21 protein-coding genes are annotated in these 19,478 nt (G+C 65.1%); 6 read left to right on the top strand and 15 right to left on the bottom strand.

Going from position 1 to position 19,478, the window contains the following annotated elements:
* Positions 1 to 156 precede the first annotated feature (156 nt).
* Both VGR99_RS06955 and VGR99_RS06950 read right to left on the bottom strand, forming a co-directional pair.
* A complete protein-coding gene (locus VGR99_RS06955; RefSeq protein WP_326897582.1) occupies positions 157 to 306 on the bottom strand; it encodes a hypothetical protein in 150 nt (49 codons plus the stop codon).
* Positions 307 to 565: 259 nt separating this feature from the next.
* On the bottom strand, positions 566 to 1,396 hold the full coding sequence (locus tag VGR99_RS06950) for a dienelactone hydrolase family protein (RefSeq protein WP_326897581.1): 831 nt from the start codon (positions 1,394 to 1,396) through the stop codon (positions 566 to 568).
* A gap of 226 nt (positions 1,397 to 1,622) precedes the next feature.
* Here VGR99_RS06950 and VGR99_RS06945 point away from each other — a divergent pair, with 226 nt between their 5' ends.
* A complete protein-coding gene (locus VGR99_RS06945; protein WP_326897580.1) occupies positions 1,623 to 1,847 on the top strand; it encodes a DUF2093 domain-containing protein in 225 nt (74 codons plus the stop codon).
* 163 nt (positions 1,848 to 2,010) lie between these two features.
* Here the strand turns inward: VGR99_RS06945 and VGR99_RS06940 are convergent, their stop codons facing one another.
* A complete protein-coding gene (locus VGR99_RS06940) occupies positions 2,011 to 2,316 on the bottom strand; it encodes a hypothetical protein (RefSeq protein WP_326897579.1) in 306 nt (101 codons plus the stop codon).
* Positions 2,317 to 2,497: 181 nt separating this feature from the next.
* Entirely contained in the window at positions 2,498 to 2,896 is a 399-nt protein-coding gene (locus VGR99_RS06935; RefSeq protein WP_326897578.1) for a hypothetical protein, read from the bottom strand.
* A gap of 397 nt (positions 2,897 to 3,293) precedes the next feature.
* Between VGR99_RS06935 and VGR99_RS06930 the strand changes: the two genes are divergently transcribed.
* Positions 3,294 to 4,997 (top strand): arylsulfatase, encoded by a 1,704-nt coding sequence (locus VGR99_RS06930; protein ID WP_326897710.1) that lies wholly within the window; start codon positions 3,294 to 3,296, stop codon positions 4,995 to 4,997.
* 94 nt (positions 4,998 to 5,091) lie between these two features.
* On the opposite strand, the gene VGR99_RS06925 is transcribed toward VGR99_RS06930, so the two are convergent.
* The 7 genes from VGR99_RS06925 to VGR99_RS06895 form a co-directional block, all read right to left on the bottom strand.
* Positions 5,092 to 6,081 carry a cysteine synthase A gene (locus VGR99_RS06925; protein WP_326897577.1) on the bottom strand — a complete coding sequence of 330 codons (990 nt, stop codon included), beginning with the start codon at positions 6,079 to 6,081 and terminating at the stop codon, positions 5,092 to 5,094.
* A gap of 152 nt (positions 6,082 to 6,233) precedes the next feature.
* Positions 6,234 to 7,250, bottom strand: coding sequence for a tetraacyldisaccharide 4'-kinase (lpxK, locus tag VGR99_RS06920; RefSeq protein WP_326897576.1), 1,017 nt, complete (start codon positions 7,248 to 7,250; stop codon positions 6,234 to 6,236).
* Complete coding sequence (locus VGR99_RS06915; protein ID WP_326897709.1) at positions 7,243 to 8,589, bottom strand: 3-deoxy-D-manno-octulosonic acid transferase; 1,347 nt, start codon at positions 8,587 to 8,589, stop codon at positions 7,243 to 7,245. The genes lpxK and VGR99_RS06915 overlap by 8 nt, the downstream gene beginning before the upstream one ends.
* Positions 8,552 to 9,265 (bottom strand): lysophospholipid acyltransferase family protein, encoded by a 714-nt coding sequence (locus VGR99_RS06910; protein WP_326897575.1) that lies wholly within the window; start codon positions 9,263 to 9,265, stop codon positions 8,552 to 8,554. Before VGR99_RS06910 ends, VGR99_RS06915 begins: the two co-directional genes overlap by 38 nt.
* Positions 9,262 to 9,504: a DUF4170 domain-containing protein gene (locus tag VGR99_RS06905; protein WP_063687197.1), complete on the bottom strand. Its 243-nt coding sequence runs from the start codon at positions 9,502 to 9,504 to the stop codon at positions 9,262 to 9,264. The genes VGR99_RS06910 and VGR99_RS06905 overlap by 4 nt, the downstream gene beginning before the upstream one ends.
* A gap of 60 nt (positions 9,505 to 9,564) precedes the next feature.
* Positions 9,565 to 10,383 carry a 3'(2'),5'-bisphosphate nucleotidase CysQ gene (locus VGR99_RS06900; RefSeq protein ID WP_326897574.1) on the bottom strand — a complete coding sequence of 273 codons (819 nt, stop codon included), beginning with the start codon at positions 10,381 to 10,383 and terminating at the stop codon, positions 9,565 to 9,567.
* Positions 10,370 to 11,761, bottom strand: a complete 1,392-nt coding sequence (locus VGR99_RS06895; protein WP_326897573.1) for a TldD/PmbA family protein — start codon at positions 11,759 to 11,761, stop codon at positions 10,370 to 10,372. Before VGR99_RS06895 ends, VGR99_RS06900 begins: the two co-directional genes overlap by 14 nt.
* Before the next feature lie 276 nt (positions 11,762 to 12,037).
* Between VGR99_RS06895 and VGR99_RS06890 the strand changes: the two genes are divergently transcribed.
* Complete coding sequence (locus VGR99_RS06890; protein WP_326897572.1) at positions 12,038 to 12,556, top strand: DUF6101 family protein; 519 nt, start codon at positions 12,038 to 12,040, stop codon at positions 12,554 to 12,556.
* A gap of 112 nt (positions 12,557 to 12,668) precedes the next feature.
* On the opposite strand, the gene ubiA is transcribed toward VGR99_RS06890, so the two are convergent.
* Both ubiA and VGR99_RS06880 read right to left on the bottom strand, forming a co-directional pair.
* Positions 12,669 to 13,601 (bottom strand): 4-hydroxybenzoate octaprenyltransferase, encoded by a 933-nt coding sequence (gene ubiA, locus VGR99_RS06885; RefSeq protein ID WP_326897571.1) that lies wholly within the window; start codon positions 13,599 to 13,601, stop codon positions 12,669 to 12,671.
* Positions 13,598 to 14,257, bottom strand: coding sequence for a hypothetical protein (locus VGR99_RS06880; protein WP_326897570.1), 660 nt, complete (start codon positions 14,255 to 14,257; stop codon positions 13,598 to 13,600). Before VGR99_RS06880 ends, ubiA begins: the two co-directional genes overlap by 4 nt.
* 212 nt (positions 14,258 to 14,469) lie before the next feature.
* Between VGR99_RS06880 and VGR99_RS06875 the strand changes: the two genes are divergently transcribed.
* Positions 14,470 to 15,225 (top strand): 16S rRNA (uracil(1498)-N(3))-methyltransferase, encoded by a 756-nt coding sequence (locus VGR99_RS06875; RefSeq protein WP_326897569.1) that lies wholly within the window; start codon positions 14,470 to 14,472, stop codon positions 15,223 to 15,225.
* A gap of 97 nt (positions 15,226 to 15,322) precedes the next feature.
* On the opposite strand, the gene VGR99_RS06870 is transcribed toward VGR99_RS06875, so the two are convergent.
* The gene (locus VGR99_RS06870) at positions 15,323 to 16,171 is read right to left on the bottom strand and encodes a helix-turn-helix domain-containing protein (RefSeq protein ID WP_326897568.1); all 849 of its coding nucleotides are present in this window, start codon (positions 16,169 to 16,171) and stop codon (positions 15,323 to 15,325) included.
* Positions 16,172 to 16,343: 172 nt separating this feature from the next.
* Positions 16,344 to 16,850: a hypothetical protein gene (locus VGR99_RS06865; protein ID WP_326897567.1), complete on the bottom strand. Its 507-nt coding sequence runs from the start codon at positions 16,848 to 16,850 to the stop codon at positions 16,344 to 16,346.
* Between the two features lie 484 nt (positions 16,851 to 17,334).
* On the opposite strand from VGR99_RS06865, the gene VGR99_RS06860 reads away from it, so the two are divergent.
* Complete coding sequence (locus tag VGR99_RS06860; protein WP_326897566.1) at positions 17,335 to 18,486, top strand: ATP phosphoribosyltransferase regulatory subunit; 1,152 nt, start codon at positions 17,335 to 17,337, stop codon at positions 18,484 to 18,486.
* 3 nt (positions 18,487 to 18,489) lie between these two features.
* Positions 18,490 to 19,467, top strand: a complete 978-nt coding sequence (gene hisG / locus VGR99_RS06855; RefSeq protein WP_326897565.1) for an ATP phosphoribosyltransferase — start codon at positions 18,490 to 18,492, stop codon at positions 19,465 to 19,467.
* The last annotated feature ends 11 nt before the right edge of the window (positions 19,468 to 19,478 follow it).

Raw genomic sequence — 19,478 nt, 5'->3', positions numbered from 1 at the left:
AGCAATCCAGAATCTTTCCGCGGAGCGACTCTGGATTGCTTCGCTGCGCTCGCAATGACGATGTGGAAGCAGCGCGAGCCCGCATGAGCGCAGCGATATGCGGGACCAGTCGCCCCGGATATCGCTGCGCTCATCCGGGCTACGGCACCCTCACGCCTAGCGGCAGGACAATCCCGCGTCGATCGTGGTCCAGAAGCCGCAATGTTCCGGCGCGAGCATGGGCGAGCCGGCATGGGCTTCGAACAGGAAGATCGCGACGGTGAAGACGATCAGTGCGGAGGAGAAGAGGACAATGCGGTTGCGCATGTGAATGCGTTTAGCCGATATCATGGTCGAACTAAGGCATCGCTACATGCTGAAACCGGTTTGGCGCGCGATCCGTAGATTCCGGGTCGGCCAACTTCCGTGCAGGGCGGTGGTCGATGCGGGGCTGTCCGCGTCACGTTGTTCCTCGGACGGCCCCGCTTGTACGGGACGCGTAGCCCGCATGAGCACAGCGACATGCAGGACAAACCTCCCCGGATATCGCTTCGCTCATCCGGGCTACAGGACCTTCAACACCGCCTCACCGCGCCAGCCACTCCGCGACGTCCCGCTGCGACTCCGCGCGCGCCTCGGCATCGGTGCCGAGATGGCCGTGCTCGGGCACGGCGGCATCGGTGCTGGCGCTGGCTGCGTGCAGCGGCGTGTTGGCGCGGTCGAAATCGTGATAGGCGCCGGGATAGACCACGATGCGCGCGAGCGCGCTGCGGCCGTGCGCGCCGTCCACCATCTGGCGGCAGGCCGGCGGCGAGGAGACGTCGTCGTTCGCGCCGATCAGCACCAGCGTCGGCACCCGCGTGCTCCAGCCGAGGCCGGCGGAGATCCGGCAATCCGGATAGAACGCGATCGCGGCGCGGAAATCCGGACCCTGATCGCGCGCCACGCTCTGCGGACGTACCGCCCAGAGCAGCGCGCTGGCGCCGTTGGCCCAGCCGATCAGGCTGACGCGGTCGCGCGCGACCCAGCTCTGCTTCATCAGCCAGGCGCGCGAGGCCGCGATGTCGGCAACGCGTTCGCGGCGCGCCTTGACGTGCATCTCCTTGACGCGGCATTGCGGCCCGAGCTCGCGCGAGCCGTAGCTGTCGGGCAGCAGCACGGCATTGCCGGCCTTGAGCAGCCGCTCGGCCCAGTCGCGATAGCGCGGCAGCACCGGATCGGAATGGCCGCCGAGGCCGCCGCAGCCATGCAGCGCAATCACGGTCGGAAACGGCCCCTCGCCCGCGGGCTTGAACAGCTGCGCATGCAGGGTTCCGGACGACAGCGGAATCTCGACCTGATGCGGCGCAGTCTCCGGCGCGGCGCGCGCGGCCGACATCAGCAGCGTCAGGAACAGGGCGGTCAGTCGAAGGCGCATCGGACTCTGCCGTAGGAGGAGCCGGTCCGCGCGGGAGCCGGCGATCCCGGATCGAGCACTATCACGCTGAAACGGCTGCAAAACATCACAAACCGGTGGGTTTACCGGGCGGACAAGCCACCCTATCTATGCTAAATCCCGTCCAACACATCGTGCCCTCCAGGGATTGCCTTAGGGTTTGCCTCAAGGTTTTCCTGGGAGAGGCCTTCCACGGAGACTTTCGACCGTGCTGAACAAGTTCGGCTCTTCCGGCCATGGCGAAGCGCAGGTGCAATATCTTGACGGCGATTTCCGTGTGATCTCGCCGGGGACGTTCGTGCGCTGCGCGATCACCGACACGCGGATCCCGCTCGACGAGCTGAAGTACTGGAGCGTGGATCTGCAGGAAGCCTACGCCACGCCCGCGGCCGTGCTGCAGCGGCATTTTCCGGGTGCGCTGAAGCAGCCGTGACCTTGTAGCTCTCGTAGCGTGGGCAAAGGCGCAAAGCGCCGTGCCCACCATCTTTTCAAGACCGCGAGGAGCAACGTGGGCACGCTTCCGCCTTCGCTCTCCGAGCTTCGGCGGACAAGCCGCTTTGCCTACCCTACGAGACCGGGTTCGTGGCATCGTGCGGCTATTGCGGCTCGGGACCATCGCCGCCCACGCAGGTCTTGATCGCGCTCTTGCGCGCCTCGCCGACAATCTTCTGATCGATCGCCTGCTTCAGGCAGTCCACCCGCGCCTGCGCCATGCAGAGCTGCATCTGGTCGCGCTTGTCCTGCCCCTTCAGACTTGCCGTCGTGGCGAGACAGGTCACGCGCTTGGTCGCGGGAACCGGCACGGTGCTGGTCGGCGCGGCGGACGGCGTCGTCTGCGCGAACACCGGCGCAACAATCAGACATACAAGGCTGGCGGCCATAGCCGCAGGGGGCAGTTTCATCGCATTCTCCAGGATCGGATGGAACCGATAGAAGTCTGGCGATGAATGCCACCTGAATGGCGCCTTGCCGTCGGGTGAGCAAAGCGTGGTCTGAAAATACACGGTCATTTCAGGGACCGACGCCGGTCCTCCGGGGGCGGGCGCCACGCAGGCGTTCCGGGATGCTCGCAAGCCGTCGACGTCACATCGGACAGCGAACGTAGATCATATCCATGGGCACGGGGCCGTTGGAGCTGAGTGTGATCTGATTCTCTCCGGAGTGTTTCACCTCGAACGTGACATCTGAAATCGCGACGCCGTCCGAGCATGCCGCCACCACGCGCACATTCGGCCCGTCATCGCGCCGCGATTTGACGGTGCATTTTTGCAGCGTGCCGGTGATCTCCCTTCCCTGGACGATCAGACCGCCTGCATGGAGATCGGCATCTTTCTTGAACGAAATCCTGTTGTTTTCCTTGGTGAACATGCTGCCACAGGCCGAGGCGTCGATCGACCATGCTCCGTTCAAATCCGCAGCCTGCGCCGAGGCCGATTGCATGACGAGCAGTACTAGCAACAGCAACGGGTCGAAGGTCTTCATGAAACTCTCCGATGAAATAGCCGATAAGCGACTGGTGCCCGTTCGACTGAACGTGGAATTGTCGTCAAAGCAGATTTCGCTCGAAGCAGCAGGCGTCGCTGCCCTTCGTGTCACTCTTACGAGCCCCAGCGTGCAAGGGCCTGGCCGGCCCCTCGTTGATCTAGGTCAATCCTTTGATCTGGATCAATTCAAAGCTGTACTCGCCTGCTTCCGTCAACCTGATCTTCCACCAAAGGCCCCGCTCCCAAGTTCATGCGTGAGGGTGCTCGAAGGCGGCAGGCATCTTTGCGATTTCGACCATTTGCCGCCGCTATCGATCGGCCGCGCCCAACGCCGAGCCGATCGACACCGGCGCAGGCCATGCCGGCTGGTGCATTGCCAGGAAGAGGATCGTCCCATGAGTAACGACAGGATCCCGGCCGAGCCAAACAAGGAGACCGGGCCCGGCAGCGCAGGATTGAAACGCCGCGATCTCTTGTTGAGCGGCAGCTCCATCGTCGCGGCTTCAGCGCTCTCCGCTGTCGGCGCAGCAAGCTTCGCGCAGGCGCAGCAACCAGCCCCCGCGCCGGCCGGACAACGCCCCAATATCGTCGTCATCATGGGGGACGATATCGGTATCTGGAATATCGGTGCTTACCATCGCGGCATGATGGCCGGCCGGACGCCGAACCTCGACAAGATCGCGGCAGAAGGCATGCTGTTTACCGATTATTACGCCGAGGCGAGCTGCACGGCGGGCCGCGCCAATTTCATCACCGGCGAGCTGCCGATCCGCACCGGCATGACCACGGTCGGACAGGCCGGCGCTCCCACCGGCTTGCCGGCGGAGGCCGTGACCATCGCCACCGCGCTCAAGGGCATGGGGTATGCCACCGGCCAGTTCGGCAAGAATCACCTTGGCGACAAGAACGAGTTTCTGCCGACCGTGCACGGCTTCGACGAATTCTTCGGCTATTTGTATCACCTTGACGCGATGGAAGATCCGGCTCACCCCGGCTATCCGCAGGATCTGTTGAACGTCGTCGGTCCGCGCAACATGCTGCATACGTGGGCGACCGATGTAGACGATGCCACCGTGGATCCGCGCTGGGGCAAGGTCGGCAAGCAGAGGATCGAGGACGCCGGCACGCTCTATCCCAAGCGGATGGAAACCGTGGACGACGAAATTCGGGACCTTGCCTTGAAGTTCATCGAAAAGGCCAAGGCCGACAACAAGCCGTTCTTCCTGTGGCTCAATCCAACCCGCATGCACATCGTCACGCACCTGTCACCGAGGTATGAGGCGATGCGGAACTCCAAGAATGGCTGGTCGATTCATGAAGCCGGCATGGCGCAGCTCGACGACGATGTCGGCATCGTCATGCAAAAGCTCAAGGACATGGGCGTGGATGACAACACCATCGTCATCTTCACGACCGACAACGGCACCGAGGTCTTCACCTGGCCGGATGGCGGACAGACGCCCTTCGCGCAGAGCAAAGGCACGGTCATGGAAGGCGGCTTCCGCGTGCCGGCGATGATCCGCTGGCCCGGCAAGGTGCCGGCCGGAAAGGTCGAGAACGGCATCATCTCCGGACTAGACTGGTTCCCGACCTTGCTGGCCGCTGCCGGCAACCCGAACATTGTCGAGGAACTCAAGAAGGGCAAGCAGATCGGAGATCGCACCTACAAGTGCTATCTGGACGGTTACAATCAGATGGACATGATCACCGGCAAGGGACCGTCGAACCGGCATGAAGTCTGGTACTTCGGCGAGAGCGAGCTGGGAGCCGTACGCATCGACGACTTCAAGTATCGCTTCATCGACCAGCCCAGGGGATGGCTGGGCGAAAAGTCGAAGGTTGACGTTCCCTATCTGATCAACCTTCGCCTCGATCCGTTCGAGCGGACGGGCTGGCCCGATAGCGGGACCAAATTTGGCGCGCAACAATACTTCGACTGGTTCAAATATGAATTCTGGCGCTTCGTCTTCGTCCAGCAGCAGGTCGAGAAACTGGCGATGACGGCGATTGAATTCCCGCCGATGCAGAGGGGCGCGAGCTTCAACCTCGATGCCGTGAAGGCCCAGATCGCAGCGGCCAGGGCGGCGATCGCAAAATAGATGGCATCCGCAATGCTTCACGGTGGGACAGCCGATGCCGAGGCTGTCCCACGCCTTACTGGGACGGTGTTTTCCCTGGGCGGCGGATGGCGCTTCACTCCTCCAACCACCTCGGCACGGGCAGATTCTTCCCGCGCAAGAATTCCGGGTTGAACAGTTTTGATTGATAGCGCTGTCCGCCGTCCGCAAGGATCGTCACGATGGTCTTGCCCGGGCCGAGGTCGCGCGCGAGCCGCATGGCGCCGACGATGTTGATGGCGCTTGAGCCGCCCAGCACCAGTCCTTCATGTTCGATCAGGTCGAACAGAACGGGCAAGGCTTCCGCGTCGGTGATCTGATAGGCCATGTCGATCGGCGTGCCTTCCAGATTCCGGGTCACGCGGATCTGGCCGATCCCTTCGGTGATGGAGTCGCCTTCCGCCGTCAGCTCGCCCTTGGTGAACCAGTTATAGAGAGCGGCGCCCATGGGATCGCTGAGCGCGATCTTGACGGCGGGATTGCGCTCCTTGAGCGCCCGCGCGATCCCGCCCAGGGTGCCGCCACTGCCGACCGCACAGGTAAAGCCGTCGATCCGTCCTTCCGTCTGCGCCCAGATCTCCGGGCCGGTCGTGCGATAATGGCCCTCGCGATTGGCGGTGTTGTCGAACTGGTTGGCCCAGAAGGCGCCGAGCTCCTCCGCGAGCTGGCCGGAATAGCGCGCGTAATGACCGGGATTGGAATAGGGCACGGCGGGCACCAGGCGCAAATCGGCGCCACAAAGCCGCAGCATGTCCTTCTTCTCCTGGCTCTGCGTGTCGGGCATCACGATCACGCTGCGATAGCCGCGCGCATTCGCCACCAGCGCGATGCCGATGCCGACATTGCCGGCGGTGCCTTCGACGATGACACCGCCCGGCTTGAGCTTGCCGCGTCGCTCGGCATCATCGATCATGGCGAGCGCCGCACGATCCTTGATCGAACCGCCGGGATTGAGAAATTCAGCCTTGCCGTAGATCTCGCAGCCCGTGGCCTCCGACGCCGCCCGCAGCCGGATCAATGGCGTATTGCCGATGGAGTCGAGGAAACCCGCCCGCACATTGGTCATCGCCTGCCCTTTCGTGTTCCCGCAACTTTAGGCGGGCAAGCGGGCAATTCGGTTCTCTAGTTCGGAAGAAGCGTGAAATGTTTTGGGCGTTTGACGCAGACAACCGGCAATTCCATGCTCAAGTGCCTACGAGTTCACGGCTTGCGGCGAGATCATCGTGCGCTGAAGCGCCGCTCGCGCGCCTTGTAGAGATGGTCGCTGATCAATTGCCGCAGCCTTGCCGGCTCGTCGAATTCGAGCTGGACCGCGAACGGCACGATGCCGTCGGGGATGCCCGCGCGGCCGCGCAGGCGGGCAAGGTCCTTTTCCGTCGTCACCAGCGTGAGCTGCTCGCGGCTAGCTTCCGCTCCGAGCGCGGCGATCTCGTTGTCCGAGAACATGTGATGATCGGCGAAGGCGCGCGTGCGCGCGACCTGGATGCCGCTGGTGCACAGGGTGCGGAAGAAGCGCTCGGGATCACCGATGCCGGCGAAGGCGAAAACCGGTTTGCCGAACAACTGCGCGAGCGAAGCCGCATCCGGCTTCAGGCGTGCTCGCAGCTGGGGCTTGTTGCGCTTGGCGAGTTCGGCCGCGACATCGTCCGCGGCGTGGCCGTCGCCGATCAGCACCAGCGCGTCGGTGCGCGCGAGCTGTGCTCTCAAGGGCGCGCGCAAGGGACCGGCCGGAAATACCTTGCCGTTGCCGAGACCACGCTCGCTGTCGATCACGATCAGCGACGTATCCTTCAGCAAACGCGGGTTCTGGAAACCGTCGTCCATCAGGATCACGGTCGCGCCTTGCGATTTGGCGAGCGCGACGCCTTCGAGCCGGTCGCGCGCGACGGCGACGGGGACGTCGCGCACCATCATCAGCGGCTCGTCGCCGATGTCGGCTGCGGTGTGACGTTCGCGGTCCACCATCACCGGGCCCTTCAGCCGTCCGCCATAGCCGCGGCTGAGCACCACCGGCGTCTCGCCGAGCTCGCGGAGCAGCTTCGTCAGCGCCAGCACGGTCGGCGTCTTGCCGGCGCCGCCGACATGGTAATTGCCGACGCAGATCACGGGGATGCCGGCGTCAAAGCCTTTGCGCGCCATGCGCCGCGCGGTGATGGCGCCATAGAGCGCGCCCAACGGGCTGAGGAGATGCGACTTCGGGGAACGCGGCCGGTACCAGAAGGCCGGCTCACGCATTGGCGGCTCCCATCTCGATCCGCAATTGCAGCAGATAGGGTTCGAGCGCCGTCATGGTGCGATCCAGCGCACCGCCGAGCTGCTCGACGACGCCGTGACCGGCCTGCTGCATCTTGTCGCGAATGGTGGGATCGGCGAGCAACTGGCCGAGCTGCTTGACCAGCAGCTCCTGCGTGTCCGCCTGGCGCGCGCCGCCGCTTCCATCGAGCGCCTCGTAGACATCGGCGAAATTGAAGACGTGCGGGCCGTGAATGATGGCCGCGCCGAGCTTGATCGCCTCGATCGGATTCTGGCCGCCATGATGGATCAGCGATCCGCCCATGAACACGATCGGCGAGAGGCGGTAGAACAGGCCGAGCTCGCCCATGGTGTCGGCGACATAGATATCGGTGGTCGCCGCCAGCGGCTCGTCGCGCGAGCGCAGAGCGGGCTTCAGGCCGGACGCCGTGATCAGGCCGGCGATCGAGGAGCCGCGATCCGGATGGCGCGGCACGATCACGGTCAAGAGCTGCGGGAAGAAACCGACGAGGCTGCGATGGGCCGCGACCAGCATCTCGTCCTCGCCCGGATGGGTCGAGGCGGCGACGATGATCGGACGCCCGCGCGTCGTCGCCATGAGACGTTCGAGCTTGGCGGGATCGGCCGGCGGCGCTGGCACGTCGAGCTTGAGATTGCCGGTGGTGACGACGTCACGGCCGCCGAGCGCCGAGAAGCGCTCCGCATCGGTCTTCGACTGCGCGAGGCAGATGTCGAAGCGCGACAGCAGCGCCGAGATGGTGCCGTACATGCGCCGCCAGCGCGGGAAGGAGCGCGGCGACATCCGTCCGTTGATCAGCACCATCGGCACCCGGCGCGCCGCGCCCGCGAGGATCAGGTTCGGCCACAAATCGGATTCGATGAACAGCGCCAGCGACGGCTTCCAGTGATCGAGGAAGCGCGCGACATAGCGCGGGGAATCATACGGCACGTATTGATGGATGACGTCGGGCGGGAAGCGCTTTGCGACGACGGCCGCCGAGGTGACGGTGCCGGAGGTGAGCAGGATGCGCAGGTTCAGATCGCGCAGCCGCCCGATCAGCGCGCCGGCCGCCAGCACCTCGCCGACGCTGGCGCCGTGGATCCAGACCAGCGGGCCATGCGGCCGGACGTCCTGGGATAGCCCCCGCCGTTCGCCGACGCGCGCGGGGTCTTCCTTGCCCTGCTTGAGCCGCCGCTTGATCAGCACAGGCGCCAGCGGCACCAGGCCTGAGGCCAGGCGCTGGTACATCCGCAGCGTCATTGGCAGCGAATTGGGCAGCGCGTTAGGCATCTTCGGGCCCCGGGCGGCCGAGCTGCGCATAGGCACGGCGGGTCGCCTCGTTCAACGTGTCTTCCAGCTCCTGCCGCAACGCCTCCATCATGGCGGCATCGGCATCCGGCGGTACGTTGATTTCCTTGATCCCGACCAATGCGCCCCGCCCGAACGGCAAATTGATGGTCGTGCGGTCCCAGTTCTTGAGCCGGATGAAGCGGCTGGTCGCCATCGCGAAAGGCATGATCGGCCGCCCCGATTCCCGTGCCAGCATGATGATGCCGAGCCCGGCCACGCGCGCGCGCTTGGGGACATCGGCGGTCAGCGCGACATTACAACCGTCCTGGAGCGTCCGCACCATTTCCTTGAAGGCGCCGACGCCGCCCTTGCGGTGGAAGGCGCCGCCATGGTCGCCGGAACCGCGGATGAGGCCGATGCCGAGCCGCTCGACCGCGATGGCGTTGAACTCGCCGTCGCGGTGACGGGAGATCAGGACCTTGGCGCGGTAGGACTCCTTGTTCTTGATGAAGGGGGTGAGGAAATGCTGGCCGTGCCAGAAGGCGAAGATCCCGGGGATCCGCGGCTCGACGATGTCATAGACATCAGGCGGATCGAAGGTGAACTTGTTGGTCCGCCAGACAAAGCGCAGATATTCGGCCGCCAGAACCCCGACGGCACGCTGAACGAAGCTGCTTCGCAGCGTATTGCGAAGCAGTTTTTTCAACGCGCCGGTTCTTGATTCGGGTCGAGCAGCCGGTGGAGATGGACGATGAAATAGCGCATCTGCGCGTTGTCGACCGTGCTCTGCGCCTTGGCGCGCCAGGCGGTGTGCGCGGTCGCATAGTTCGGATAGAGGCCGACGATCTCGACGTCGTCGAGGTTCTTGAAGGTGTTGTGCTCGAGGTCGACGAGCTCGCCACCGATCACGAGGTGAAGCAGTTGCTGCGGGGCGCTATCTGGCATGAGTTCGGTTCCTAATGGGCTGCCCGGCAAAGCAGTGGTCGACAAGCACGACGAAAGCGCTCAGGGCAAGGGACGATTTCGAAAATGCGCGACAATGCTCGCATGACGATCGCGTCCCGCTGCCACCAGCACCCCGTGCGTAACTTCCCTGCGGTTATAGAGGATGGGGTCTCCGGAGAGGTCGCTCATCCTACCACCCGCTTCCTGCACGATCAAATCGGCCGCCGCAAGGTCCCAATCATGGCTGCTGCCGCCCGCAAAAGCCGCATCCAGCGCGCCCTGGGCGACCCGGCAGAGCCGCAGCGCGAGCGAACCGATTCGTGGATGCAGCTTGATGTCGCCGCCGGCCATGTTGAGGCGCTCGACCATGGGCTTCGGGCCCGACATGCGGGAGAAGTCGAGGCTGGATCCGGACGTCGCCCGCACCGGCCTGTCGTTGAGCAGCGTCGCCTGGCCGCGGGCCGCGAAGAAGAACTCATTGCTGGTCGGCGCGAACACCGCGGCCAGCACCGGCGCGGAATTCTCGACCAGCGCGACGCTGACGCACCATTCGTCGTGACCGTTGAGATAGTTGCGGGTGCCGTCGATGGGATCGACCACCCAGACCAGCCGCCGCGACAGCCGCGTGGAATCGTCGGCGCTCTCCTCCGACAGCCAGCCATAATCGGGCGTCGCCGCGCGCAGGCGCGATTCGAGCAGGTCGTTGACGGCGATGTCGGCTTCGGAGACCGGCGAGGATGCGCCCTTGGTCCATTTCTTCAGCTCGGTGCGGAACATCGAGCGGGCGAGCGCGCCCGCATCCCGCACCGTGTCTTTCAGCAGCGCCGCATCGCGCGTCAGGATCGTCGCGTCGAGAGAGTTCGCGTCAGCGTCCGCCAAGCGTCAAACCCTCGATGCGCACCGTCGGCGCATTGATGCCGTAGCGGAATTCGAGATTGTTGGCAGGCTGCATCGACTTGAAGATCTCGAACAGGTGGCCCGCGATCGTCACCTCGCTGACGGGATAGGTGATCTCGCCGTTCTCGATCCAGAAGCCGGAGGCGCCGCGGCTGTAATCGCCGGTGACGCCGTTGACGCCGGAGCCGATCAAATCGGTGACGTAAAAGCCCTGCTTGATGTCGGAGATCAGCTCAGCGGGCGTCGGCGTGCCGGCTTCGAGATGCAGATTGTACGGCCCCGGCGAGGGTGAGGAGGAGACGCCGCGATGGGCGTGGCCGGTGGTGGCAAGGCCGAGCTCGCGCGCGGTGGCGCAGTCGAGCAGCCAGGTGGTCAGCACGCCCTCGTCGATCAGCGCGGTCTTCTTCACCGCGACGCCCTCGGCGTCGAAGGTCTGCGAGCGCAGGCCGCGCTTGCGCAGCGGATCGTCGATGATGCGGATGTTCTTGGCAAAGAGCTGCTGGCCGAGCTTGTCCTTGAGGAAGCTGGTCTTGCGCGCGATCGAGGCGCCGTTGATGGCGCCGACGACATGGCCGACCAGCGAGCCTGCAACGCGCGGATCGAACACCACAGGCACCTTGCAGGTCTCGACCTTGCGCGGATTGTAGCGCGCCACGGTGCGCTCGCCGGCGGAACGGCCGACGACCTCGGGCGACAGCAGATCGGCCCCATGCGGCGCCGAGGTGAAATCGTAGTCGCGCTCCATGCCGGTGCCTTCGCCGACGATCGCCGTCGCCGAGATGCCCTGGCTGGAACGCAAATAAGAGCCGTGGAAGCCGGTGCTGGTGACGAGCACCATGCCGCCCATGCCGGCGGAGGCCGAAGCGCCGCCGGACTTCGACACGCCCTTCACGGCAAGCGCCGCGGCCTCGGCCTCGAGCGCGCGGCGCTCGAGCTCGCTGGTTGCGGGAATGTCGGGATCGAGCAGGTCGAGATCGGGGAAGTCGCGCGCGAGCAGCGCGGGATCGGCGAGGCCGACATATTTGTCGTCAGGCGCGACGCGTGCCATCGCGACCGCGCGCTCGGCAAGCTTGGTCACGGCATCGCCGCTGGCGTCATTGGTGGAGACCACCGCCTGGCGCTGGCCGACCAGCACGCGCAGGCCGACATCGTCGCCCTCGGACCGCTCGGATTCCTCGACGCGGCCGTCGCGCACCTCGACGCCTTGCGAGATGCCGCGCACCGCGACCGCATCGGCCGCATCCGCCCCCGCGCGCTTGGCCGCCTCCACCAGCCGCTGTGCAAGGTCGGACAGCGCGGACTGATCGAACAGGTCGCGATTGGCTTTGGACGAAAGCGTCGAGCTTGGTGAAGGGTTCACAAACGAAATCCTGTTGGGGCGGGAGGTTTCGGGGCGATCGGGGCCCTGAACACCAGATGTGCCCAAATGGTGCGGACTTCAAGCATTTTCAGCCGGCAAAAAGCTCAGATTCGCAGCTCTCGCGCAACGTCTCGTCAATCATGTGCGCCAAGCTCTTGTCAATCATGACCGCCGGTGACGATGGGTTAACCAGCCTTTTTAAGCGGTTTTCGGACACCGCGCGCTAAGGTCCTCGCATCGACCGGGAACATAATCCCGGCGGGGAGAACGAAAGCCGTGAGGCGTCAAACAGCAACATGCGGGGTCGCTCCCGCCGGGTCGGGCCGCAGCTTGCGGCTCGACCCCCTTTCCCTTCCTGTCCGCTTCGATGCGCATGATCCGCGTGCCGACGGATACACCAGGCAGATCGAGCTTCATCGCGAACGCGTCGTGCTGCGCCGTGCCGTCCGCGGCATGCAGATGGCGATCAACGTCCGCGTCAGTGATTTCACCGGCGTCGCGCTGCGTGGCAATGACGAGGCGCAGACCCTCGTCCTCGTGCATCGCGATCCCTCGCTCTCAGTTCCGCTGCTGGTCAGCGCCGACGGCGACGAGCTTGCTGAAGCCTGGGCGGTCTGGAGCGAGCTGTTCGCGCTGCCGCAGCTCGACGAAGGCGCCCGCAAGCCCGCACCGCGCCGCCGTCGCGCCAATGCGATCCGCGCCCGCCGTCCGAAATTCCTGATGCGCCGCCGCGCCGGCGTCGCGCGCGAGCTGCCGGTTCATCGCGCAGAGCGTGAGATCATCGCGCGGAATTAAGCGACAATCACAGGTGCCGTAGGGTGGGTTAGCCGAAGGCGTAACCCACCAATATCTATCCGCACACGGAAAGCAAACTGGTGGATTATGCTTCGCTAATCTACCCTACGAACTACGCCGCCCGCATCACCGCGTCGACCAGCAATCCCGCGAACAGCAGCAAGCCCGCATCCCGGTTCGACTTGAACAGGCGCAGGCACAGCTCGGGATCATCGATCCTCAGGCGCACGATCTGCGAGGCCAGATGCGCGGCGAAGGCTGCAAGCCCGAGCCAGGCCGGCCAGCGCACATCGCCCGAGGCCAGCGCAACGCCGATCAACACCACCGCGAGCCCATAGAACAGGATCAGCGCCTGATGCGTGTGCGCGCCGAACAGACGCGCGGTGGACTTGACGCCGATCAGCGCGTCGTCCTCGGAGTCTTGGTGGGCGTAGATCGTGTCATAGCCGATCACCCAGGAGATCGCGCCGGCATAGAGCACGAGCGCGGTGACGTCGATGCGGGCGAGGGTGACGGCAAAGCCCATCAGCGCGCCCCAGGAGAAGGCGAGGCCGAGGAAGACCTGCGGCCACCAGGTGACGCGCTTCATGAACGGATAGATGGCGACGACCACGAGCGAGGCGATGCCGGTCGCGACCGCAAAACGGTTGAACTGGAGCAGCACGACGAGGCCGATCAACGCCTGCGCGATCATGAACGCCAGCGCCTGCTTCACGGTGATCTGCCCCGCGGGCAGCGGCCGCGAGCGGGTGCGCTCGACCTTGGCGTCGAGGTCGCGGTCGGTGATGTCGTTCCAGGTACAGCCCGCCCCGCGCATCACGAAGGCGCCGATGAAGAACAGGACGATGGTGAGCGGCAGGCGACTGGCGTCATGCGCCATGCCGGCGGCGAGTGCCGCCGACCACCAGCACGGCATCAGGAGCAGCCAGGAGCCGATCGGACGATCGAAGCGGGACACGCGCAGATAAGGCCGCGCCCATGGCGGCGCGAGCGTATCGACCCAGTTGCCGGTGGAGTCGGCAACGCGGGCGCTGGCGTCGCTCATCGGGTGAGGACGTTGCCGTTGAGCGTGTCGAAGGTGCTGCCGCCCTTCTTGCCGGCATTGGCTTCAGGCGCCGAGCCCGAGCCCAGCACCTCGCTCAGCGACGGGCCAGCCGGACGCGCCTGCTGCTGCTGCATCTGCTGCGCGACGTTGCAGACCTTGGCCTGCGTGGCCTCGGTGTTCTTGTGGCTGGCCTTCAGCTGCTCGCCGACCTGCGGCGGGATTCCGCATTTGGCGGAATTGCTCTCGACATATTTGAGCATCTTGGATTCGGCCTGGCTGTAATTCTTGAACAGCTTGCAGGCTTCGTCCGGCGTGGCATGACGATCGCTCGCGGCCTTGATCATCTTGCCGCGCTTCTCGGCCTCTTCGCGCAGGGGCACGAACGCCTTCATGCAGTCCTCGCCGGGACCGGCTTGCGTCGGCGGGGCCGCGCTGAAAGCACCGGCGCCGCCGAGCGGGGCCGCGCCGTTCACGGGAAACGAGGATTGCGGGGCGCTACCGACCGAGGCGGTCGGCGCCGAACCGTTTACGGACGGAAACGGCGAGCTGCTCGCGGCTTGTCCGGGCAGTGGCGCCGGGAATCCCTGGGCGTAGGCGCCAGCGGCACCCATGGTGACCATGGCGGCAGTGATCGGAACCATCAAACGACGGATCATCAAGATAGTCTCTCCGGCAGGAGCTTACGGGGTTCGGCGTCTTCCCAAATTGAAGCGCAACCAGCGTGTTCGCGTTTTTACGATTCCCGCCGGCCCTTAACAACCCGTCGAATAGGGCAAGAGCGCGGCGTGCCGACGCACCGGTTTGGCAATATTTACCCCCGAAATGGCGGCTTTAGGTTAATAACGCCGGCAAATCGGACCTTTGAACGATGCCCTCCCACGATTTTCGCGCCCCCCGCCTGTTCGTCGACACCCCCCTGGCCCAGGACGCCAGGGTCGCCCTCGACCGCGACCAGAGCAACTATCTCGGCAATGTGCTGCGGCTGGCCGCCGGGGCCGAGGTGCTGGCCTTCAACGGCCGCGACGGCGAGTGGCAGACCGCCATCGAGGGCCGCAAACGGCCGGACGGCCTCGTCATCCTGCAGCAGACCCGGCCCCAGGACCGCCTGCCCGACCTCGCCTACGTTTTCGCCCCGCTCAAGCATGCCCGGCTCGACTACATGGTCCAGAAGGCCATCGAGATGGGCGCCGCCACCCTGCAGCCGGTCCTGACCCGGTTCACCCAGGCCTCCCGGGTCAACACCGAGCGGATGCGCGCCAATGTCGTCGAGGCGGCCGAGCAATGCGGCATCCTCAGCATTGCGGACGTGACCGAGCCGGTGCCGCTGGACAGGTACCTCAGTCAGCGCCCTGCCGACCGGCTGCTCGTCTTTTGCGATGAGGCGGCAGAGGTCCAGGACCCCGTTCAGAGCCTGCTCGGCGCGCGCGAGGTTGGACAAGGTATCGACGTGCTGATCGGCCCCGAAGGCGGCTTTGCCGAGGAGGAGCGGGCGCTGCTGCTGCGCCAGCCGAAGATCCTGCGGCTGGCCCTCGGCCCCCGGATCATGCGCGCCGACACCGCCGCGGTGGCGGCGCTGGCACTGGTCCAGGCGGTGCTGGGCGATTGGGGCGGTGGAGGCCGCTAAAGCATGATCCGGAAAAGTGCGCAGCGGTTTTCCGAAAAGATCATGCTTAGACGACGACCTAAAGCACGATGACGGTCCATCCAAATCTCATCGCGCTTTAGACCACCTCTCGCAGCGACCGATGCAGGGTCTCGGATGGCAGCTCTCCGAAAGCGGCCCTGTAGCTCGCCGCGAACTCGCTCAGATGCCAGAAGCCGTGACCGATGGCGCAGGACTTCACGCTGCGCCCCGCCTTGCCGGTGCGCAGCTGCTTGCGCACCGACCACAGGCGCAGGACCCGGCTGTAGCGATGCGGGCTCATGCCGCAGATGGCCTGCGTCGCACTCTGGAGAGTCCGAACGGACACTCCCACCCGCTCCGCCAGTTCGGTCGTCTTGTGCCAGATCGCGAGATCGTGGCGGATCAATCGTTCCATCTCTGCGACGATCCGCTGATAGCTATCCGTCGTGAGGTGCAAGGGACTGCGATTCACGTTGCTCCGAATGACGGCATCCATCGTGGCGAACAGGGACTGTTCGACGACCGTTCGCGACGCCGGCTCGTTCAGGAAGTCCGGATCATAGGCTGCGGTTTCAAGCGTGGTGGAAATCAAAGAGCGCAGGGAGGCGAGCACGTCCGGCGCCGGGCTCAGCAAATGATAGCCGTCATCCAGTTGCGACCAGGGCTCGCGCGCGGGCAGGCTGAAATAGGCGACCGCCCACAGACGCCCCGCCGGCTCGTAGACCAGACAATCGGAGCTCCCCTTCAGAACCAGCACGGAGCTGCCGATTGACTGCCCATTGATGCGGGTGGAGGTCACATGGTCCATCGGCAGCGCCACGGCGACGGCATGCGCCAGATCGTAACCGCGAATGATCCGCGGGAAGGTCTTCACCAGAGACAGGGTCAGGATCGGCAGGCTGAGCCGGGCGCGCATGATTGCAGTCGTCCCGGCAGACAGCGGCATGCTGGACGCACCCGCATATCTCTCGGTCTCGCCGAAATGATCGATATCGTACGATTGGAGCTCGAGAGCCGCGGATGGCTTCAGATCCTGGAACGACAGCAAGCCGTCCGTTGCCGTTCTTTGCGCTCCGTCGCGAACCGTATTGAGAAGGCCTCGATCCATATCCTGCAGCTTACTTCACCTTCCTTGTGGATGCAGCACCCTTGGGGGCACGCAAATCGTCCGGCCCGTTGATGCCGGCGCGCTTGAGATCGCGAAGCAGTTTCGTGAGCAGCAGCATGTTGGTCTTCTGCAGTTCGTGATTGTTTCCAAACCTGAATGCGTTCTGCTCGGTCACGATCAGCCCTGCTTTGGTCTCGGCCAGAATCTTTCTTCGTTTAAGTCCCGTCACGCGACGGCGAACCGTCTCGAGCGGCAGGCTGAGGAAACGAGAGAGCGCCGCCCGGGACACCCCTTGTTTGATCGCATCCGGCTCGACCGCGTGAATGCTGGAGAACCTCTCATCCAGCGACGGATCGTTCATCACGTTGATGACGTTCGCGTTGAGGATCGCGTGAACGATCAGAAGGTCGAGCGGATCGAATTCGTCGTAGTGCCGGAACATCTCGCTGATCGAAAACAGCATATAGGCCAGCGTGTGCCGCGAGACCGTCCGGATAACATCTGCTGCATTGCGCATGAATCAAACCAACATTCACATTGTAAACGAAGGCAGCGGCGAACGGTTTATCCGCCATACCCAAAATGAGTATGCGACGACTTGCCCGTCCTCGCTAATTTCTCAATGTGATGTCCGCGGTTGCTGCATTGAGTCGCATGCGGCGGACATAGCCAGCGACGGGCAACGAGGCGGTCGCACGGGACGACATGGCCACAGACGACGATGTTGCATTGGACATGCGGCGACGCGAGGAGCTCGGGCTCATCCATTGCTCCGCGGTGTATCCATAGATGTCCCTGGCCTGGCCGCGTGAAGGCCGGGCTGTCGCTTCCAGGTATTAAAATACCTGAGCTACTTTCCGCGAGATCGCGGCCTCCCGACCCCAAAGCCGTTAAGCGATTGATCCTTTGGAGGTCGAAACCGCTTTCCGGCCATGCTAAGGGCTGCGCCAATTCGCCTCCCTTTGCCCTGCCCGGTTCCACCGGGACGATGGACCCCTGAGATGACCGCGACTGCCACCTCAAATGCTGCCGGCTCCGCCGCCTGGGCGGATACGCTGCTCTTGTCGTTCGCGCAGGCCGGCTATGTCAGAGCCGAGCCCGCCATCCTGCAGCCGGCCGAGCCGTTCCTGGACCTCTCCGGCGAGGACATCCGCAAGAGCCTGTACCTGACCACGGACCTCTCCGGCGAGGAGCTTTGCCTGCGCCCGGACCTGACCATCCCCGTGGCGCGCGACTATTTGGCCTCGGGCCGCGCCGGCCAGCCGGCCGGATTCAGCTATCTCGGCCCGGTGTTCCGTTACCGTAGCGGCCAGGCCAGCGAGTTTCTTCAGGCCGGCATCGAATCGTTCGGCCGCCAGGACCGCGCCGCGGCCGATGCCGAGATGCTGGCGCTGGCGCTGGAGGCGACCGCGGCCTTCGGTGTGAGCGATGTCGAGATCCGGACCGGCGATGTCGCGCTGTTCAATGCGCTGCTCGACGCGCTCAACCTCTACCCGGTCTGGCGCCGCCGCCTGGTCAAGGATTTCAACCGCAAGATCAGCCTGGAAAAGGATCTGGAGAAGCTGGCGGCCACAACCACCGCGGCCCGCAGCGAATATGAAGGCGTGCTCGCCGCGCTCGCCGGCTCCGACCGCAAGGCCGCGCTCGCCTTCGTCACCGATTTGATGTCGATTGCCGGCACCACCAATGTCGGCGGCCGCACCACGGCCGAGATCGCCGACCGCTTCCTCGAGCAATCGACGCTGAAGGGCGGCGCGTTGCCGCGCGAGGCAATCGCCGTGCTCAAGCGATTCCTGTCGATCGCGGGCAATCCCGACGACGCAATTGCCGCGCTGCGCGCGCTCACCGCCGATGCCAGGCTCGATCTCACCGCAGCGATCGACCAGTTCGAGAGCCGGGTCGGCTTCATGGCGGCGCGCGGCATCGACGTGAAGCAGACACGCTTCTCGACCGCGTTCGGGCGCGGGCTCGATTATTACACCGGCTTCGAATTCGAGCTGCATCATCGCGGCAACGGCGCCGAGCCGCTGGTGGCCGGCGGCCGCTACGACGGGCTGATGACCCAGCTCGGTTCAGCCGAGCCGATCCCCGCGGTCGGCTTCTCGGTCTGGGTGGGCACGCTGACCCGGATCGGTCGCAAGGTGGGAGCTTAAGTCATGAGCGCGCCATTCGTTCTGGCCGTTCCCTCCAAGGGCCGCCTGCAGGAAAACGCCGAGGCCTTCTTCGCCCGTGCCGGGCTGAAGCTGTCGAAGGCCGGCGGCGCACGCGATTATCGCGGCACCATCGCGGGCCTCGACAATGTCGAGGTCGCCTATCTCTCGGCGAGCGAGATCGCATCGCAGCTGTCGCGCGGCTTCGCCCATCTCGGCGTCACCGGCGAAGACCTGGTGCGCGAGAACATCCCTGACGCCGACAAGCGCGTGTCGCTGATCGAGGGGCTCGGCTTCGGCTATGCCGACGTCGTCGTGGCGGTGCCGCAGGCGTGGATCGACGTCCGCACCATGGCCGATCTCGACGATGTCACCACCGGCTTCCGCGAGCAGCATCACATGCGGATGCGGGTCGCGACCAAGTTCGTCAACCTCACCCGCACGTTCTTCCAGAGCCACGGCATCACCGATTACCGCATCGTCGAGAGCGCAGGCGCCACCGAAGGTGCGCCGGCGGCCGGCAGCGCCGAGCTGATCGTCGACATCACCACCACGGGCGCGACGCTTGCCGCCAACGGCCTGCGGGTGCTCGACGACGGCGTGATGCTGCGCAGCCAGGCCAATCTGGTCGCCTCGAAGGATGCCGACTGGACGCCGCAGGCGCGCGAGACCGCGCGCGTCATCCTCGATCACATCGCAGCGCGGGCGCGCGCCAACAAATACCGCGAGGTCCGAACCCGCTTCCGGCAGTGCGACGCCACCCTGCTCGGCGAAGCCCATAGCCGGTTCGGCGTCGTAGCCCCGTTCGGCGGACCGACCTCGTCGGGCATGCTGACGCTGCACTGCCCGCCGGGGCAGCTCTATGCGCTGGCGAGCTTCCTGCGCGAGCACGGCGCCGAGACCGTCTCGGTGGTGTCGCTCGACTACGTGTTCGACCGGGAGAACCCGCTGTTCGCCAAGCTCGAGGCGTTCCTGCGGCGGTGAAACCAAAGCTT

It is taken from the genome of Bradyrhizobium sp. (genome assembly GCF_035935975.1).
Taxonomy (GTDB): Bacteria; Pseudomonadota; Alphaproteobacteria; order Rhizobiales; family Xanthobacteraceae; genus Bradyrhizobium.
The sequence above is the reverse complement of the archived record's forward strand: the minus strand, read 5'-3'. Positions and strand labels throughout refer to the sequence as shown.

Bases quoted from the DNA above. Each gene is read 5' to 3' on its own strand.
- VGR99_RS06955 (WP_326897582.1), bottom strand. From the start codon at position 306: ATGCGCAACCGCATTGTCCTCTTCTCCTCCGCACTGATCGTCTTCACC.
- VGR99_RS06950 (WP_326897581.1), bottom strand. From the start codon at position 1,396: ATGCGCCTTCGACTGACCGCCCTGTTCCTGACGCTGCTGATGTCGGCC.
- VGR99_RS06940 (WP_326897579.1), bottom strand. From the start codon at position 2,316: ATGAAACTGCCCCCTGCGGCTATGGCCGCCAGCCTTGTATGTCTGATT.
- VGR99_RS06935 (WP_326897578.1), bottom strand. From the start codon at position 2,896: ATGAAGACCTTCGACCCGTTGCTGTTGCTAGTACTGCTCGTCATGCAA.
- VGR99_RS06930 (WP_326897710.1), top strand. From the start codon at position 3,294: ATGAGTAACGACAGGATCCCGGCCGAGCCAAACAAGGAGACCGGGCCC.
- VGR99_RS06925 (WP_326897577.1), bottom strand. From the start codon at position 6,081: ATGACCAATGTGCGGGCGGGTTTCCTCGACTCCATCGGCAATACGCCA.
- lpxK (WP_326897576.1), bottom strand. From the start codon at position 7,250: ATGCGTGAGCCGGCCTTCTGGTACCGGCCGCGTTCCCCGAAGTCGCAT.
- VGR99_RS06915 (WP_326897709.1), bottom strand. From the start codon at position 8,589: ATGCGCAGCTCGGCCGCCCGGGGCCCGAAGATGCCTAACGCGCTGCCC.
- VGR99_RS06905 (WP_063687197.1), bottom strand. From the start codon at position 9,504: ATGCCAGATAGCGCCCCGCAGCAACTGCTTCACCTCGTGATCGGTGGC.
- ubiA (WP_326897571.1), bottom strand. From the start codon at position 13,601: ATGAGCGACGCCAGCGCCCGCGTTGCCGACTCCACCGGCAACTGGGTC.
- VGR99_RS06880 (WP_326897570.1), bottom strand. From the start codon at position 14,257: ATGATCCGTCGTTTGATGGTTCCGATCACTGCCGCCATGGTCACCATG.
- VGR99_RS06875 (WP_326897569.1), top strand. From the start codon at position 14,470: ATGCCCTCCCACGATTTTCGCGCCCCCCGCCTGTTCGTCGACACCCCC.
- VGR99_RS06870 (WP_326897568.1), bottom strand. From the start codon at position 16,171: ATGCCGCTGTCTGCCGGGACGACTGCAATCATGCGCGCCCGGCTCAGC.
- VGR99_RS06865 (WP_326897567.1), bottom strand. From the start codon at position 16,850: ATGCGCAATGCAGCAGATGTTATCCGGACGGTCTCGCGGCACACGCTG.
- VGR99_RS06860 (WP_326897566.1), top strand. From the start codon at position 17,335: ATGACCGCGACTGCCACCTCAAATGCTGCCGGCTCCGCCGCCTGGGCG.
- hisG (WP_326897565.1), top strand. From the start codon at position 18,490: ATGAGCGCGCCATTCGTTCTGGCCGTTCCCTCCAAGGGCCGCCTGCAG.